Annotated in this window: 16 protein-coding genes; 9 read left to right on the plus strand and 7 right to left on the minus strand. The window is 64.5% G+C overall.

The window, feature by feature from the left end; genetic code table 11:
* The first annotated feature begins 81 nt into the window (after window positions 1–81).
* From ubiU to ubiD, 7 genes are all read left to right on the plus strand, one after another.
* The gene (gene ubiU / locus J2W49_RS09355; protein WP_310314777.1) at window positions 82–1,116 is read left to right on the plus strand and encodes a ubiquinone anaerobic biosynthesis protein UbiU; all 1,035 of its coding nucleotides are present in this window, start codon (window positions 82–84) and stop codon (window positions 1,114–1,116) included.
* A 243-nt stretch (window positions 1,117–1,359) separates the two neighbouring features.
* Window positions 1,360–2,280, plus strand: a complete 921-nt coding sequence (ubiV, locus tag J2W49_RS09360; protein ID WP_310314779.1) for a ubiquinone anaerobic biosynthesis protein UbiV — start codon at window positions 1,360–1,362, stop codon at window positions 2,278–2,280.
* A 4-nt stretch (window positions 2,281–2,284) separates the two neighbouring features.
* Entirely contained in the window at window positions 2,285–2,902 is a 618-nt protein-coding gene (gene trhA, locus J2W49_RS09365; RefSeq protein WP_310314782.1) for a PAQR family membrane homeostasis protein TrhA, read from the plus strand.
* Window positions 2,903–2,918: 16 nt separating this feature from the next.
* On the plus strand, window positions 2,919–3,434 hold the full coding sequence (gene ubiT, locus J2W49_RS09370) for a ubiquinone anaerobic biosynthesis accessory factor UbiT (protein ID WP_310314785.1): 516 nt from the start codon (window positions 2,919–2,921) through the stop codon (window positions 3,432–3,434).
* Window positions 3,421–3,831: a putative zinc-binding protein gene (locus J2W49_RS09375; protein ID WP_310314788.1), complete on the plus strand. Its 411-nt coding sequence runs from the start codon at window positions 3,421–3,423 to the stop codon at window positions 3,829–3,831. Before ubiT ends, J2W49_RS09375 begins: the two co-directional genes overlap by 14 nt.
* Entirely contained in the window at window positions 3,812–4,399 is a 588-nt protein-coding gene (locus J2W49_RS09380) for a UbiX family flavin prenyltransferase (protein ID WP_310314791.1), read from the plus strand. Before J2W49_RS09375 ends, J2W49_RS09380 begins: the two co-directional genes overlap by 20 nt.
* Window positions 4,396–5,880: a 4-hydroxy-3-polyprenylbenzoate decarboxylase gene (ubiD, locus tag J2W49_RS09385; RefSeq protein ID WP_310314793.1), complete on the plus strand. Its 1,485-nt coding sequence runs from the start codon at window positions 4,396–4,398 to the stop codon at window positions 5,878–5,880. Before J2W49_RS09380 ends, ubiD begins: the two co-directional genes overlap by 4 nt.
* 90 nt (window positions 5,881–5,970) lie before the next feature.
* Here the strand turns inward: ubiD and J2W49_RS09390 are convergent, their stop codons facing one another.
* Window positions 5,971–7,446 carry a helix-turn-helix transcriptional regulator gene (locus J2W49_RS09390; RefSeq protein ID WP_310314796.1) on the minus strand — a complete coding sequence of 492 codons (1,476 nt, stop codon included), beginning with the start codon at window positions 7,444–7,446 and terminating at the stop codon, window positions 5,971–5,973.
* Between the two features lie 576 nt (window positions 7,447–8,022).
* Here J2W49_RS09390 and J2W49_RS09395 point away from each other — a divergent pair.
* Entirely contained in the window at window positions 8,023–9,300 is a 1,278-nt protein-coding gene (locus J2W49_RS09395) for a discoidin domain-containing protein (protein WP_310314798.1), read from the plus strand.
* A 270-nt stretch (window positions 9,301–9,570) separates the two neighbouring features.
* Here the strand turns inward: J2W49_RS09395 and J2W49_RS09400 are convergent, their stop codons facing one another.
* The 4 genes from J2W49_RS09400 to J2W49_RS09415 form a co-directional block, all read right to left on the minus strand.
* A complete protein-coding gene (locus J2W49_RS09400) occupies window positions 9,571–10,038 on the minus strand; it encodes a hypothetical protein (protein WP_310314801.1) in 468 nt (155 codons plus the stop codon).
* A gap of 66 nt (window positions 10,039–10,104) precedes the next feature.
* Complete coding sequence (locus J2W49_RS09405; RefSeq protein WP_310314804.1) at window positions 10,105–10,941, minus strand: hypothetical protein; 837 nt, start codon at window positions 10,939–10,941, stop codon at window positions 10,105–10,107.
* Between the two features lie 89 nt (window positions 10,942–11,030).
* The gene (gene sctT / locus J2W49_RS09410) at window positions 11,031–11,864 is read right to left on the minus strand and encodes a type III secretion system export apparatus subunit SctT (protein WP_310314805.1); all 834 of its coding nucleotides are present in this window, start codon (window positions 11,862–11,864) and stop codon (window positions 11,031–11,033) included.
* Window positions 11,865–11,866: 2 nt separating this feature from the next.
* Window positions 11,867–12,394 (minus strand): hypothetical protein, encoded by a 528-nt coding sequence (locus J2W49_RS09415; RefSeq protein WP_310314808.1) that lies wholly within the window; start codon window positions 12,392–12,394, stop codon window positions 11,867–11,869.
* Window positions 12,395–12,634: 240 nt separating this feature from the next.
* Here J2W49_RS09415 and J2W49_RS09420 point away from each other — a divergent pair, with 240 nt between their 5' ends.
* The gene (locus J2W49_RS09420; RefSeq protein WP_310314811.1) at window positions 12,635–14,539 is read left to right on the plus strand and encodes a hypothetical protein; all 1,905 of its coding nucleotides are present in this window, start codon (window positions 12,635–12,637) and stop codon (window positions 14,537–14,539) included.
* 150 nt (window positions 14,540–14,689) lie between these two features.
* Here J2W49_RS09420 and xopF2 read toward each other — a convergent pair whose 3' ends face one another.
* Both xopF2 and J2W49_RS09430 read right to left on the minus strand, forming a co-directional pair.
* On the minus strand, window positions 14,690–16,474 hold the full coding sequence (gene xopF2 / locus J2W49_RS09425; protein WP_310314814.1) for a type III secretion system effector XopF2: 1,785 nt from the start codon (window positions 16,472–16,474) through the stop codon (window positions 14,690–14,692).
* Between the two features lie 221 nt (window positions 16,475–16,695).
* On the minus strand, window positions 16,696–17,196 hold the full coding sequence (locus J2W49_RS09430; RefSeq protein WP_310314817.1) for a hypothetical protein: 501 nt from the start codon (window positions 17,194–17,196) through the stop codon (window positions 16,696–16,698).
* Between the last annotated feature and the right edge of the window lie 169 nt (window positions 17,197–17,365).

Here is a 17,365-nt window from a genome sequence, read left to right on the forward strand (position 1 = left end):
AACGTCGAGTGGCCATGGCGCTGCTAAGGTCGCGTCCGCTTCATCAACCGACGGCGGCGTGACCGAGTTCCCCTCCTGCCCATGAACCCCCAGCTGACCACGCCACATTCCCCCCACATGGACCTGGTCTGCCCGGCAGGCAGCCTGCCCGCGCTCAAGGCCGCGGTGGACCATGGCGCCAACTGCGTCTACCTGGGCCTGCGCGACGCGACCAACGCGCGCAATTTCGCCGGCCTGAACTTCGACGACGCGGCCATCGCCACCGGTGTGGCCTACGCACACGCACGCGGCTGCCAGGTGTTCATGGCGCTCAACACCTACCCTCAGGCGGCGCAACCCGAGCGCTGGCGCGAGGCGATGGACAAGGCGGTGAACCTGGGTGTGGACGCGGTGATCCTGGCCGACCCCGGTCTGATGCAATACGCGACACAACGCCACCCGCAGTTGCGACTGCACCTGTCGGTGCAAGGCTCGGCCACCAATCCCGAGGCGATCAACCTCTATCACCAGCAGTTCGGCATCTCGCGCGCCGTGCTGCCACGCGTGCTGTCGATCGAACAGGTGCGGCAGGTGGTGCAGAAGACACCGGTGGAGATCGAGGTGTTTGGCTTCGGCAGCCTGTGCGTGATGGTGGAAGGGCGCTGCGCGCTCTCGTCCTACGTCACTGGCGAGTCACCCAACACCCACGGCGTGTGTTCACCTGCCAAGGCGGTGCGCTGGCAAGAGACCCCGAAGGGCCTGGAGTCGCGCCTGAACGGGGTGTTGATCGACCGCTACGCCGCCGGCGAGAGCGCGGGCTACCCCACGCTGTGCAAGGGCCGCTTTGACGTGGGAGACGACACCAGCTACTACGCGATCGAAGAGCCCACCAGCCTCAACACACTTTCCTTCTTGCCCCAACTCCAGAAGATGGGTGTGCGCGCGATCAAGATCGAAGGCCGCCAGCGCAGCCCGGCCTATGTGGCCCAGGTGACCCAGGTCTGGCGCGATGCCATCGACAGCTGCCAGGCCCAGCCCCAGCACTACACACCCAAGGGTGCCTGGATGGCTTCGCTCGACCAGGTGGCCGAGGGTCAGCAGCACACGCTAGGTGCTTACCACAGGAAATGGAAGTGATGGCTCCCCCCTGCGCCGCTTCGCGTCTTCCCCCCAGGGGGACCACGCCCTTGGACCGGCAAAGCCGGATCTTCGGCGTGTGCTGGAAGAGGCACGCGCTCCGGAAAGGGAAGAGCTACCCCTGCGCAGCTTCGCGTCTTCCCCCCGAAAGAGGGACGTGCTCCGGAGGTTGGGCTTCACTCCCTCGCCCCTCTGGGGAGAGGGTTGGGGTGAGGGGCCGCCGCGCACACTGGAGCCACTGAATTGAAACTCTCTCTCGGACCTTTGCAGTACTACTGGCCGCGCACCACGGTGTTCGACTTCTACGAGGCCATGGCCGCCACGGCGGTGGACATCGTCTACCTGGGCGAGGTCACGTGCTCGCGGCGCCACGAGCTGCGCCTGTCTGACTGGCTGGACGTGGCCGGGCTGATGCGTTCGGCGGGCAAGACCGCTGTGCTGTCTACCCAAGTGCTGCTGGAGTCGGGCTCAGACGTGAGTGCGATGCAGAAAATCGTGGCAAACACCGGCTTCGACATCGAAGCCAACGACATGGGCGCGGTGAGCGCGCTGGCGGGTCAGCGCCCCTTCGTCGCCGGGCCACACCTCAACATCTACAACGGACCCACCCTGCGATGGATGGCCTCGCTGGGCGCGTCGCGCTGGGTCGCACCGCTGGAGATGCCGCGCAAGGACCTGGCCCTGCTGCAACAGCAGCGTCCGCCCGGCCTGCAGACCGAGGTGTTCGTGCACGGGCGCCTGCCGCTGGCCTTCTCGGCCCGCTGCTTCACCGCACGCCACCTCAACCTGCCCAAGGACGACTGCGGCTTCAGCTGCATCGACCACCCCGATGGCCTGATGCTCAGGACACGCGAGCAGGCAGAATTTCTGGTGCTCAACGGCATCCAGACCCAATCGGCCCGGGTGCACAGCCTGATCGACGCGTGGGAAGACCTGACCGCGCTGGGCGTGGACGTGGCGCGCATCAGCCCACAGTCACAGCACACGGCAGAGGTGATCGCCCTGTACCACGCCGTGCGGCAAAACGCCATGGATGGCCCCACCGCCCGTGCCGCCTTGCTCGGTTGGCTGCCCGACCGCGACTGCAACGGTTACTGGCACGGCCAACCCGGGCAGGACCGCGTCGAAACTGCAATAGCGGACACCGCAACGGCTACAGTCTGAACCCATGGTCGTCGGCGAACGCTTCAACAGCATCAGCCACCTCGTGGGGGCTGTGTTGGCCGTGGCCGGTTCGGCCACACTCATCACCCTTTCATCGCTGCGGGGCGACCCCTGGCGCATTGTCGGATTCAGCGTCTACGGTGCCATGCTGGTGGCACTCTATGTGGCGTCCACGCTCTACCACGCGCTGGGTGGCAGGGCCAAGGCCGTGTTTCAAAAGCTGGACCACTGCAGCATCTACCTGCTGATCGCAGGCAGCTACACGCCGTTTGCACTGGTCTCGCTGCAAGGCCCCTGGGGCTGGACGCTGCTGGCAGTGGTCTGGTCACTGGCCGTGCTGGGCATTGCGCAGGAGGTCTGGCTGGCGCATGGTGCGCGGATGCTGTCGCTGGTGATCTACGTGCTCATGGGCTGGCTGGCGCTGGTGGCGGTGGTGCCGCTGTGGGAAGCGCTGGGGCCGGCCGGTTTTGCCTGGCTGGCCGGTGGTGGTGCCCTCTACACCCTGGGCATCGCCTTCTACGCCACCGACCACAAGCTGCGCCATGGGCACGGCATCTGGCACCTGTTCGTGCTCGGGGGCAGCACCTGTCATTTTTTCACCTTGCTGCTGTACGTGGCCTGAACGCCACCCCACCCTCATGACCGAAACCCTTGCCCACGCCCAGCGCCACACCCTTCCTCCGCCGCTCGCGGCCGTGCTTGGGCGCCTGCCGCCGTACCCCGGCTCGCTGCTGCTGGTCAGCGGGCTCAACCTGGTGCTGGCGCGCCAGTTGCCCGCCGACGTGGCCAGGCGCCTGCAGGGCCAGCGCATCCGCATCCACGTGCGAGACGCCGGGCTCAAGTTCGACTTTGCCTGGCGGGGCACGGTGTTCCGCGCCATCGCGCCCCAGCCCACGCCCGATCTCACCCTCAGCGCCAACGCGCACGACTTCCTGCGCCTGGCGCAGCGGCTGGAAGACCCGGACACCCTGTTCTTCAACCGCCGCCTCTCCATGGAAGGAGACACCGAACTGGGCCTGGTGGTCAAGAATGCGCTCGACGCGCTGGAGTTGCCGGTGTTCGACGCCGCGCAGTGGGCACCCGCGGCCGTGCTGTCTCGCCTGCGGCAGCTGCGCCCATCGGGTGCACCGGGGCACCGCCATGGCCCGCGCTGACCCCAAGCTGCCCCTTGTCTACGCGTGCTCCGGCTGCTCCAGCGCCGCGCAGCTGGCCAACCACGTGGCGGTGCGGCTGGACCGCATGGGCAAGGCCGAGATGTCCTGCATCGCGGGTGTGGGTGGTGACGTGCCCAGCCTGCTGAAAACGGCCCGATCGGGGCGCCCCATCGTGGTCCTGGACGGTTGCCCTCTGGAATGCGCGCGCCACTGCCTGAGCCGCCACGGCATCGAGCCCACGCAGCACCACCAGCTCAACATCTATGGCGTGCGCAGGCGCCTGCACGAAGATTTCGACCCGCAAGAGGCCGAGGCCGTGCTGTTCCGGGTGCGCAGCGACCTGCGGCAGCTCTTGCCAGAGGCCACCATGCCACCCGATGAGCCCCCCACCGCTTGAACCACGCCGCCTGCTGGTGGCCGTCACCGGTGCCAGCGGCGCAGTCTATGGCCTGCGCCTGCTGCAGGCGCTGCAACACGCGCCCGGGGTGCAGACCCATGCCGTGGTGTCCGACGCGGGCTGGCTCACGCTGCGCCACGAGCTCAACGTGGACGCCGACGCGCTGCGCCCGCTGGTGCACACCCTGCACGACGCGGCCCAGCTCGGCGCCGGCCCGGCCAGCGGCTCGTTCCGCTGCGACGGCATGGTGGTGGCGCCCTGCTCCATGCGCACTCTCGCGGCTATCGCGCACGGCCTGTCGGACAACCTCCTCACGCGCGCGGCCGACGTGATGCTCAAGGAACGCCGCCGCCTGGTGCTCATGACCCGCGAAACGCCTTTGCACCTGGGCCATCTGCGCAACATGGTGAGCGTCACCGAGATGGGCGCCATCGTCTGCCCACCCATGCCAGCGTTCTACCTGCATCCGCAGTCCATCGACGATTTGGTGGACGCCAGCGTAGCGCGCGTGCTCGACTTGCTGGATGTACCGCACGCGCTGAGCCAGCGCTGGGAGGGGCTGGAATGAGCTACCGCGATCTGCGCGACTTCATGGCCCAGCTGGAACAAACCGGCGAGTTGCGGCGCATCAACGAACCGGTCTCGCCGCATCTGGAAATGACCGCGCTGTGCGACCGCGTGCTGCGCGCCGGCGGCCCGGCCCTGCTGTTCGAGCGGCCCACCGGCCACGGCATGCCGGTATTGGGCAACCTGTTTGGCACCACGGGCCGCGTGGCACGCGCCATGGGTGTGGGCAGCCTGGGCGAGCTGCGCCAGTTCGGCGAAGTGCTGGCCGCGCTCAAGGAGCCGCAGGCGCCGGGTGGGCTCAAGGACATGTTGGCCTTGAGCGGTCTGCTCAAGACGCTGTGGCACATGAGCCCCAAGGAACGCAGTTCAGCGCCCTGCCAGGACCTGGTGTGGGAAGGCGCCGACGTGGACCTGGCGCGCCTGCCCATCCAGCACTGCTGGCCCGACGACGTGGCCCCGCTCATCACCTGGGGCCTGGTGATCACGCGCGGGCCGCACAAGACGCGGCAGAACCTGGGCATCTACCGCCAGCAGGTGCTCTCGCGCAACCAGCTCATCGTGCGCTGGCTCGCGCACCGCGGCGGCGCGCTCGATTTTCGCGACCACTGCCGGCAGCACCCGGGCCAGCCCTACCCGGTGGCCGTGGCCCTGGGCGCCGACCCGGCCACCATCCTGGGCGCCGTCACGCCGGTGCCCGACAGCCTCTCCGAATACCAGTTCGCCGGCCTGCTGCGCGGCGCACGTACCGAAGTGGTCCGCGCGCTGGGCCTGCCCTTGCAGGTGCCGGCCTCCGCCGAGATCGTGCTCGAAGGTCACATCCAGCCCGACGCCTCGCACCCCAGTGGCTGGCAGCACGCGCTCGAAGGACCCTACGGCGACCACACCGGCTACTACAACGAAACCGCCGAGTTCCCGGTGTTCACGGTGGAGCGCATCACGATGCGGCGCGACGCCATCTACCACTCCACCTACACCGGCAAGCCGCCGGACGAACCCGCCATGCTCGCGCTGGCGATGAACGAGCTGTTCATCCCGCTGTTGCAGCGCCAGTTCCCCGAGATCACCGACTTTTACCTGCCACCCGAGGCCTGCAGTTACCGCATGGCGGTGGTGCAGATCCGCAAGGCCTACGCCGGCCACGCGCGGCGCGTCATGATGGGCGTGTGGAGCCACCTGCGCCAGTTCATGTACACCAAGTTCGTGCTGGTGGTGGACGAAGACATCGACGTGCGCAACTGGGCCGAGGTGGTCTGGGCCATGAGCACGCGCATGGACCCGGTGCGCGACACGATGCTGATCGAAAACACCCCCATCGACTACCTCGACTTTGCCTCACCCGTGAGCGGCCTGGGCAGCAAGATGGGCCTGGACGCAACGAACAAATGGCCCGGCGAAACACAACGCGAATGGGGCCGGGTGATGCGCATGGACCCGGCCGTGCGCGAGCGCATGGAAGCGCTGGCCATACAGAACGGGCTGTGACGCCGGACCGTCACCAGCCGTAGATTTGCACGTTGCCAAGAGCGCGAATTCATCGGTTTCATTTCATGCAGCTATTTCCGGAACAGCACACTAGCAGGCAGCGCCTCCCAGACCTGGGGCCAGTCCACGCAGCGTTTGCGTGGGCGTTTGGTCAAAACGCGAACGGTAGTTGTGCACCAGCGTGGATCGGTTCGTGACCCCCCAGCGCGACGCAACCTCCAGCACGGCGGCGCCGCCCCCTTGGTCCTGAAGATCCTGGTGAATGTTCTCCATGCGCCGGGTACGGATCAGCTCAGCAGGCGTGATGCCCAGGTGGGTTCGGAACGCCAGTTGCAAGGCCCGCTCCGTCACGTCGATGTGCGCGGCGACCTGCCGCACCGAGAGGCTTTCGTCGGCCAGGTGATCCAGAATGAACTGGTAGGCCCGGCGGTAGCGCAACGGCAGGCGCATCTTGGCGGCATCGCCCGCGTCGGTCTGCTTGGCTTGTTGCAGGAACGTCGGGGTGCGGCCGACGGCGACATAGTTGCGCAGAGCCTGAACGGCCTGTTGGGTGTGCAGGCGGTACAGGCGCAAAGCGTCGATGTGGCGGCCCTGTTGTTGGTGCAACTTGGCCAGGCAGTATTGCAACTCCAGCGCATAGCGGCTGCGGCGCGTCTGTGCTTCATTGAAGGTGAGGGGGGCCAGCAGCTCAGAGGCCGCGCGCGTTGCGTCCCGGCTCATCAGCATCAGGGCCCCTTCAATGCGGGCATGCGTTTCAACTTCGCTCATGCGGCGCTCGCGCAACCATGCCAGGGCGTCGTTCACGTGCGCCGCCGCTTCGGTGCCCACACATTCCTTTTCCAGCAAGCGCCGCAGGTACCGCATGCGAATGGCCGCCCAAGGGGCCCACGCCTGTACCGCGGTCGCCGCGCTCCCGAGCTTCTGGTGCAAGGCCGAGGGGTCGAGCAACTCCGCAGCGCCGTCCTGGAACACGGTGCCCAGCGCATGGTCATCCATGAACTCGCCCGCACGTTCGCTGTGCAACACCGAAAGCTCCAGGGCGAGGCAGTCCACCAGCTGCGCGAAACGCTCATTGGCCAAGGTGCGTGCCAACGCACGTGCCGCTTCAACCGACTTCAGTGCGCTGCGGCAATCGCCTGCCCGGTGCACGGAGATGGCCGCCGCGGCCATGGCCTCGATGCGAGCCTCTACCGGGGCCCGTGCATCGTCGGCCACGGCCCCAAAGCATTCGAGGGCCCGGCCTGGGCGGTTGAGGTGCAGCAGCATGGCCCCTTGGTCCATGGTGCCGTACCAGCGCACCATGGGCCTGGAGATGGCTTCGTAGCTCTTCAGCTGGCGCTGGAACAGTTCCTCGGCCTCCTCTTCCTTTCCACATGCCAGCATCACGCGGCCCAGTAGCTGGCCCAGCGCTGCACGCTGTGGCACGGCATCGGGGGTGGCAGGCAGCCTTTCGTAACGTTCGCTTCCCATGCGCAGCGCGCTGGGAATGTCGCCTTGAAGAACAAGTTGGGCGATGTCGCGGTGCAACACGCTGGCTCTCAATGATGTCAGTGCAAGTACGAACATGGTCTCTCCGTGGGGCTGTCGACCGGGGTTGGCCGATGACGTTCATCCTAGGTTTCAATGTTTCGTTTAGGAATCACATCCTCTCTGCGAAATCCTCACAAATTCGCTGTAATATTTCGTTCATAAATCGCATTCGCTCAGCGAAATCCTCACAAGTTCTTGCTTTGTCCCTGGCGAGATGGGCGTCGTTCGTGCACGCCCGTACCAAGCGCTACAGACCCGATTGAGCCGCCAGGGAGCGCGCTGGCTGCGTTGCTTCTTCTTGCGGCCAAGAGCCCGTAGTTCGTTCGGCGCGGGTTTGGGCAACAAGGCCGAACACGGCTGAAAAAAGGGCGCCGATGCCCCTCCGATAGACTTGCCCACAGACGCGTAGCCGCATTGCTACAACCCAACAGCTGGGTCAAGCTTGGATAAAAACAGGGAGCTCGGGATTGCGTGAAATTCAACAGCCAATCCCGCAAAGAATCACTCTGCTGATGACAGAGCCAAGCATGAGAAAAACGCAAACACATCTCATCGGGTGAACGAGGGCCGGCCTCGCCAGCATGCTGGCCCTGTCGCTGGCGGCCTGCGGAGGTGATCTCCCCCAACACTTTCGGCGATGGTGAAGAGACCAATGTCCAGGCCACCGTGAGTGGGGATGCCAGCAGCAATGGCGGCACTGAGGGTGCTACTGACAGTGAAGAAGACGGTAGCGACCCTGTGCCATCCTCCCCGTCAACACCCGAGCAGGTCCGCGCTATCACTCATCCGGGCGCTCCGCTGACCCTCTCGGACCTGCAGACGCTCAAGGTGTACATCGATGAAGGCAGGCAGCCGTGGAAGTCCGCCTACGAGCTATTAGCGAAGGACGGCAGGGCCCAGGCCACCTATGGCATGGCAGGCCCGTTCGCGAAAGTAAGCCGCGCCCCCGACGAGAACCTGTGGCCATGGCGCGTCGACATGATGGCGATCTGGAATCTCTCGCGGAGGTGGTATTTCACCCAGGACGACAAATATGCGATAAAGGCGCGAGAGGTACTGCTTGCCTGGGCCACCAATCACACCGAGTTCGCTGGACGCGAGTCGATGCTCGATCTGGGCGACTACGCCTACATGTTCGTCGGGGGTGCGGACATCCTGCGTGGTACATGGCCGGGCTGGAGCGAAACCGACACGGCGGTCGTCAAAAAGTATTTCAAAGAAGTGCTGATGCCGGCATCGAACCCCTATGGCGAAATCCAGTACGGAGCAGCCAACAAGGGCGCCCTCTATTCGGTGAAGCGTTCCACCTCCCCGGGCGGCGGCTACACGACCATCGCCTCGGACATCAAGGGCAGCAGCTATACGGACAGGTCGGTGAGCAACGGCACCACCTACTACTACACCGTCACGGCGACCAACTCCGCCGGCATGAGCGACAGTTCCCCCGAGGACAGTGCCACGCCGGTTCGCCCGCTGGCGTACATCGCTACCGGCGGCGCTGCCAGCGACAGTGCGAACAACCCGACCAACGCCCTGAGCGCCTTCGACCAAAACTCGGCGACGCAGTGGTTCTACACGGGCGTGAGCGGCTGGCTGCAGTATGACCTCGGCCGCACGGAAATCGTCCGGCGCTATACGGTCACCAACTCCTTCGACAGGGTCCCGCGTGATCCGAAGGGCTGGCAGTTCCAGGGCTCCAGCGACGACGTCAGCTGGACGACGCTCGACGTGCGAAGCAACCAGATGTCCGACGAGCGCTTCGTGTTGAAGAGCTATGGGGTCGCAAGTCCGGCCGCCTATCGCTACTACCGGCTCAACATCACAGCCAACAATGGCGAGGACACCTTCATAGCCCCCGGCGAATTCGGGCTGTTTGCTGCCAGGCCGTAGTGACCCCATTCCTTGATGACCATGGTCGACATCGCCCTTGTCTCACATATTGGACTGAAAGCCTGAGTTAGAAACTCAATGAATTGTTTTGGATGAAGGCGGTCTGTCGTGTCATGTGTGCACATGACGGAGGCAGGCATGCTGGCCATCCATCGTCGTGGGACACAACCGAAGAGGCCGCATAGGCGCACCGACCACGCTGCGGTTTGCCGCATCCGTGGCCTTGGTGGTGCCGCGCGCACCCCGCGCGGCTGGGGCAGGGCAGCGCCATCAGCCAGCGAGCTGGGCGGCCTTGGTGCCGATGTCCTTGACCATCTTGGCCACGGCTTCGTTCATGCCCTTTTGCATCTGCATGATGCCCATTTCGGTCTGGAACCGCATGTTGATGGCATTCATCTCAGCCATGGTCTTCATGGACTGATCGGCTTCCGTCTTCGCCTTGCTCGTGGCGTCGTCGCCCCCTTGCTTGTTGACGGCTGAAAGATCCGGGCCGGGCCGGCCAGGCGGCCCTCCTGAGCCTTGTGGACCTTGTGGTGCAGGTTGGGGTGGCAGACCGAACTGGGCAATCAAGGACTGCCGAGGCGGCATGTCCGCAGAGGCCGAGTTGCGGGTTTGAACCCCCTGAGGCGCGGCGGGTGCGGCCGAAGGCATGAGGTCCGCAGGCTTGGCCGGCGCGGGGTTCGCACTCGTAGGGATGATCGAACCGGGGGTACCAGGACCGTTAACAGCCATGTTCATTGTCTACTCCAGGTGAAGACTGCAACGCAGTCGGGGTTGGGCCCTTGGCAGGGCATAGCGGGGAAATCAGTCGGTCAACGTGGCCGACGGACGTTGCCGCCACAGCGCTGCGAACGCCTCCACGGTGGCATGGGTTTCCTCGGCGGAACTGGTGAGCAGGGCCTGAGCGATGCGGCGGGATCCGACCTCCTCCGCCAACCGTTGTGCCGATGGGATGAGCTGAAGGTCAGGCTCCCTGAGCACATGGCGTGTGATGCAACGGGCGGTCTCCTGCAGCGCACCGACCGCCTGCTCCACCAACTCCGGCGAGCACGCTGGCTCCAACGAGACCCACAGGCGCTCGACGTGCCCTTTGAGGCTGGGTGACTCGGCCAGGGCGATCAGCCCCTGTATCGCACCCGCTGTGACCTGTGAGGATTTGGCGACGAAGCTGCGAGACACATCGACCACAAGCCGCCGACCCGGCACGTCGAAGTACAGCGGCTGGCTCTGCGGATCGCCCAGGACCTGACCTTTGCCCCCGGCAAATCGGTGATAGCTGTCCGTGGTGACGTACACATGGTCGAACCGGCCTTTGAGGAACAGGTTGATTTCTGGACTCAGCAGCATGCTCCGGCCTTGCATGAGCTGGCCCAGCCGAAGCTGCAGCGACTGCATGCCGAAGTACCGCATGGTCAGCAGCGAGTCGCTGCAATCGAGCATGCCGTGCATGGGCTTCCACACGGTGTCCACATCCGTGTTGAGCTCGTGAGCGATGTCTTCGGCCACCCAGCCACTGCCACGTGGAACAGGTGGATACAGAATGGTGTGAGGCTTGAGCAGCAACGAACTGCGATCGGCACTCGGGTGGAAGGTAACAGGCATCAAGTTGGCCTCCATTTCATTGACGGACGTTGATGTCATCAAGCATCCAGGCAAACAGCGGGTGGACTTGCTCCCCAGGCGAAGCGTTGACAGGGCTCGCGAAGACGGCCTGCTCAGCTTCATCGTGTTCAGCGCGATGGCGGCTGCAACCATGCGGACAGATCCCGGGCCATGCTGTGAAGCGCCAGCTGTGGCTTGACTTGTTCGAAGAACACGGCCACCAGCATCACCAGCATGAGCAAGGCCACCGCCCCTTTGATGGGTTGCCCCAGGTTGTTGGGTTCGAGCTTGTCTGCCGTCTTGGCGATGAGGCCAATGCCCAGATCGATGAGCAGCAGCACCATCACCACCGCACTGGATATCTTGACCACGGCCTGCATGTAGCTCGACACCTGTACCTGCAAGAAGCGTTCGAGCAAATGCGACCATTCGGGCATCAGCTTGTCCAGCGGCCACCAGTGAAACGATTCGAACAGCAGCCCCACCCACGCGATCATCCCGCCCAGCAGGTAAAAACCACAGATCGCCAACTGAGACAGCAGGTTGCCCACGGGGGTGCTCTGCTCGCCACTCAAAGGGTTGGTCTGCTGCACGTTGTTGTAGCCCGCCTGGTTGTCGATCAACACCCCCACGCCTTCGGCGACCCAAAAGACGGTGGACACGGCGTAGCCCAGCAGCAGACCAATGAGACCTTCCTTCAGGATCAGCGCCAGCAGCGTGATCGTGGGTATGTTGTCCACCACATGCAAAGGCTGGCCCGCAGCGATGAAGAGGCCAATGGTCAACGCAACGCCATTGCGAACAACCCCCTGAAGCACTTGATCGTTGGTCACCGGCAGCACCAGCATCGCCACGTAGCCACGCAGGCTGCACAAGGCCAGCAGTGTGAGCAGGCTCTTGATCGACTCGCCGGCATGGATCAGGGCTTGCGTGCCCGAAAAAGGATCGGCGGCCGCGATCATGCTCACCGCTCCCGGCTCGCCGCAGCGGCTGCGGCTGCACCGCGCTGTGCGGCCAGCAACCGGGCCACAGCGGCATCTTCCGCTTCTTCGTCCTGTTGATCGTCTTGCTGCGCCTGCAGGGATTGCAGCGTGAGTTCCAACCGCTCCTTGCAGGCTTGCAGCTGTTGCTCGCCGCGTTGGAATGCGCGCAATGCGGCGTTGGTGCTCTGTTGCGCAGCCTCCACCTGCTGCTCGGCCTGCCGAACACGCTTGGCACTCGCAACCGTTCTCTGCTCGGCCTCGGCCAGCAGGTGTTGCAGGGTCACCAAATCGCTTGGGAGAAAGCCTTGCTCGGCCGCCACCATGGCCAGCAGTCGGCCACGCTGCGTGTCCTCAAGCGTGCGCAAGTGCGCCTGATCGTTGAGGAGATTGTTCAACCCCTCCAGTTGCTCACGCAACTGTCGGCGACTGAGGTTGACTGCGTCGTCCAGTTGTTCCAGGCGGCGCTGCTTGAGCTTGACGATCATGCGCAAGCCTTGAAGGTTGTTCATCAGGAGTTCCGTTTCGCGTGAGCACACAAGCGGGGGTGCGTGCGCTGTCAGCACCGCATCCTGAAGTCACCGGGGTCATTGCGACCCATGGCGGGCGAAGCAGCGTGGCCTTGGGCGAAGCGTCCCCAAACGCGCGTCCGGGTCGTCTTCTTCGGTCAATCGTCCATGGGTTCGCCTCGCGTGCGTGACGAAGTGAACAGCTCGTGACACTGCAGGACACCCCAACTGAGGAGATCCTTCATGTCTGCGACCTTTTCTCGAATCGAAACCGAACCAACCGCCTACGTTCCCCCGCTCCCCCCCCCGGAAGGACAGACCGATACGCCCGGCAAACTGGGCACCTACTTGCGCGACGGCGGTGCCTTGGACAGCGGCATTCACCGGCAGATGGCCGGCAAGCAACTGTTGGAGAACGCCGATCAATACGCCGACAACCCCGTTGAATGGGAAGAGGCGCCCAAAGGCAAAGAGCTTGAATTCTGGGACAAGAGCAGCGGTGTTGTTGACAAACCGAAGGACCCTCGCCTGAAGAAAGACAAGGACGGCGATGGCGGTGTCAAGAACGACAGCACCACCAAGTCCAGCACACTGGGCGAACTGTTCGAGGCAGAGGACCGGAAAAACCAACAAACGACCGAGTCTTCCGGCAACAAGTCCAAACCCTATGACCGCGACAAGTACTACGACAAGAACCCCGGCCATCTCGACGGTGGGCGTGCCACGGACTGGCTGAACCAGAAGAGCTACGAGACCAAGCTCCGAGAGAAGGAGGCTGAGAAGGCTGCCGCAGGCGACACCCCCAGCAAGTCTGCTGGCGCGAAGGGTGATGACAAGTCGTTGTTCACGGATCCCAGCATCAAGCGCACGGGCCTGAGCGCCGATACCCACTACGGCAACTACACGCCCGAACTGCGTGAGGGGCCTTTGTCTGACCATGAGATTCGTCGCGACGCGTGGCATGCCGGGCACGAAAAGGTGAACCGCTTGAACGGCGGTGCTGGCTACTCGCAAACCAATGCTGGCGTGTGGACACTCGAGGAAAAAAAGAAGAATGCTGGAACAGGCTCGGTCGGCGTTGGAGCCCGGGCGGAGATTGCCAACAACATCGACGTCGCTGGCAGTGGCGAGCTCACCCTGCGTGCCAATGGCATGGCGGGTTTCGAGGGCAGCGGTGGCGGCAAGTTCAAAGTCGGTGCGGCGCAGACCACCCTCAACGCTGGCGCAGAGGCGCGGGTGGGTGCCGCAGGCGAATTTGGAGGAACTTACCGGCCTGTGACCTTCGAGCCCAAGATCCTGGGGGCGCCCATCAACTTGTCGCCTGAAATCAATTGGGCCGGTCGCGGGTTCAACGGTGCCGAGGTTGGGGCCGGTTTCAAAAGCGGTTGGCGGATGGTGCCAGACCCGATGTCGGGCAAGATGTCCCCCGAAGCAGGCATTGAGGCCAAGGCCGCTGCTTTTGTCGGCGGCAAGGCCGAGGGCGAGGCCACCGTGGGCTTGGGTGGCGTTGGCAACGTGGGCGGCAGCGTGGCAGGACTCTACGGCCTTGGTGCAGAGGGCAAAGCCAAAGTGGGCCTGACCAAGGACGAGTCCGGCAAAACCAAGTTGAAGTTCGAACTCAAGGGGGCGTTGGCGTTGGGCTTGGGCCTGGGTCTTGGTGTCAAGGGTGAGATCAACATCGATGGCCTCATGCGCTTCGCCGACAACCTTGTGAAGGCCAATCAAGCGTTTCTGAACAAGGTGGGCCATGGCGCTCAGACCGCCATCAATACCGTGAAACAGGGCGTCTCCACGGCCGTGGCCGACGTCAAGCAGGTGGCCAACAAAGCCTTTGACACCGTGAAGGACGTGGCCAACACGGTGGTGGACAAAGTCAAGGAAGCCGCCACCAAGACCCTGAAAGAGGGCGTCTCCACGGCTGCGGTCGAAGCCAAGCAGGTGGCCAACAAAGCCGTTGACACCGTGAAGAAGGTGACCAACAAAGCTGTTGACACCGTAAAGGACGTGGCCAACACAGCGGTGGACAAGGTCAAGGAGGTCGCTGCGCCCGTGGTGGAAGAGATCAAAGACGTGGCCGAGAAGGTGGGCGACGGCATCAAGGAAGGTGCCAAGAAAGTGGGCGGTTTCTTCAAGGGTCTGTTCAAGTGATGGCCGTTGCCTGAGGGTCGCGCGCAAGGGACCTCAGGCAACTGAAAAGGGCGCTGATCAGCGCCCTTTTTTATTCCCAGCAAGGTCCAAGGTGTGGCCAAGGTTTCCTCCGCACACGAACAGACCGGCCGCGGCCCGTCCCGCGCGTCATCAATCGTTCTTGGAGGGCTTGCTCCAACGGAGCATGGCGTCGCGTTGCTGCGTGGCTTCCAGCGCCGTCTCCAGCGAAATCAGCAGGGGTTTGATGGCCTCTGACACCGCCCCCTCGCCTTGCGCGGCATGGCGCTTCAGATCGGACAATGCCTCATTGAGAGTGGTGGTGTGGTTGGTGTTGCCCAACGGCAAAGCTTGCAGGGTACGCAGAACACCTTGAAGTGCATGCTGGTCGGCATGGGGCATCGCGCCCAAGACCTGCTCGGCCTGTCGCGCCAGCTCAGGGAGCGCGCCCTGGGCCTGCTTGGCGGTTTGCAACAAGCGCAGTTGCCCGTTGGCTCGCCAGTTGTCCAGAGAGGCCGCCAGATCAAAGGAGGTCGCTTTGAATGCGGCCTTCGATGCTTGCCAGACAAAGTCGTTGGTGGCACTTTGGGCGAACTGCTGCAGCAGGTAGGCCGGTGAGTTGTGAGGCTCATCGGGGCGGGCCGATGCCGCACCCTTGCGCAGCAACTGGGCCACCAGCGGTCCTGTGGCCGTAGAAAACACCGCCGCGAGGGTGTTGGCCATCACCGCGTGGGCGACGTCGCCCACCCGATTCCGCAGTTCTCGCCCCGAAGGAATGAGGCCTTGACCCCGCCAGGGGCCCGCCACGTAATGCCGGGCCAGCAGGCCAGCCTCCACCAAGGTCTCGCCGGCACGCCGCGGCAGTTGGGCAATGTCGGCCAACGATGCGGCGGGTACATCCGGTTGGGGCAGCTTGGTGGTGAACAGGTTGACCCGCTGTTGTCCTCCCACCAGGTTGTCCACATCGGCAAAGGCAGGGGCCTTCAGCACGCCCAGCCCAAACTTGGTCAGCCCGCCAGCGGTGCCCGATGCCAGGACGGTGGCGGCCCCCACCTGCGTGCCCTGCAACATGGCCTGCGCGGGCATCCAGTGGCGGCGCAACATGTTGGCCACGCCAGTGACGGCGGGCTGTGCCAACAGCCCCCAACTGCGTGCCTGCAACATGTCTTGCACGGTGGCCAGTGTGCGACGCTTTTCCTGCGCAGCGTGCTGGAGATCGCGCAGAGTTGTTTGATCGGGAGACGCCGCCGGGGCGGCACTGTCGGTCAGGGGTTCCCAGTATTCCTTCTTGCCATCGATCACCCGCAGCTGAACGGGCGCAGGATCGGGGACCAGCGCTTTCAGGTCCACGGGTTTGAATTGAGGAAGGTTGGCCATCCGCGCGCGACGGTCCATGGCGGTGAGCAAGGTGGAATCCATGGCCAGTGCCGTGACACCCCCCGCAGCCCCCCCGATCACGGCAGGATCGAATGCATTGTTGAGTTCGCCCAGGTTGACGCGATTGCCCTCGAAGTCGGTGCCGCCCAGCCGAGGACCCAGGGCGGTGGCAATGGCCCCTGCCACCGGCGATCGCGACGAGGACGACAAGAACTGACGCACGCCGTCATAGAGCGCTGGCAGCATGGCCGCGCCCAGCGCCACCTGGCGATCACCGTCGACGCTGTAGCGGCCTTGACCAAACACTTTTTCGCGCGACGCCAGCACGCCTGCGGCCCAGTCAATGTACCGGTCTTCCAGCGCTTGCTGCGCTTGCCGCTGCGGTCCCTCCGGGGCCTGAAACGCCATGGCTTGCAACGCCGCCCCAATGCGCTCTTTGTGGGTGGGGACGGGCGGATCGAGAGGAGGCAGACCCGCGGCGGCGGAGAGACGGGCGATGTCGATCGCGACCTCGTGCGCCCTGAATGACGACACGGGCGTGTAGAAGCGCTCCGAAGGCATGTTGCGCTCTTCTCGCGACAACAGCGAGGCGCCGGAGCGTGGGGCCAGGTCCAAGGCGGAACGCGATTGGGGTGCAGTCTCGAGACGCCCCAGCACATGATGTGCCTGCGCGCTGGGACGCAAAGGCGGCTCGGCGGACGGTGGATCGGCTGCCGATGGCAGAGGTCCGTGCGGAAGCGAAGGGGGACGTGAGACCGGAATCATGACGCTTCCTGTCGGTGTCAGTTGCTCAGGCCTTGTGATTGCCCAAGGCTCGGTTCGTCCAGCATCAGGGCATGAATGATCGCCATGCCGACGCCATTGACGAGATCCAGCGCCGTGGCGGCGTCAATGGGGTCGTTGATCCACGCCAGCGATGTCAACTGCAACAGTCCTTCGGGCGAAGTGCTCAGGAACCAGCCCAGCTCGCCGAGCACCAGGGACTGCACGGCCAGCAAACGCTGCACCTCGGCACCGGCCAGTTCCTGCACAGACATGGGCAGCAGGGCCTCCGGACGCACGGCCGGTGGATCGCCTTCCTGAAGGTGTACGCGGCATGCCAGTCCGGCGGGACCGGTGAACAGCTGTGGCGCGATCAGCGCATCTCCGTTCTGAGCAGGAAGCCCCAGCTGCAAGGCCAACCGAGACATGAAGTCGGCTTGCGCGATCGTCAGAGAGCCTGACAGGGCACTGTTCATCGCTGGAAAGCGCGCATGCGCGGCAGCGGGCAGAGAAGTGGACATCATCATTTTTTGGCGGGATGGTCTGGCCTGATGCACGACATCGTCGGTGTCGACGGGCAGCCGTGGCGGCCCGAAGCCGCAATGGTCGATGGACACGCGAAGTCCGCATCGCCCCGTGACCCACACCACCGTTCAGGAAGTGGTCGCGGGCATCTCCTCAGTTGCACGC

This window comes from Hydrogenophaga palleronii, from assembly GCF_031457455.1.
Lineage (GTDB): Bacteria > Pseudomonadota > Gammaproteobacteria > Burkholderiales > Burkholderiaceae_C > Hydrogenophaga > Hydrogenophaga palleronii_A.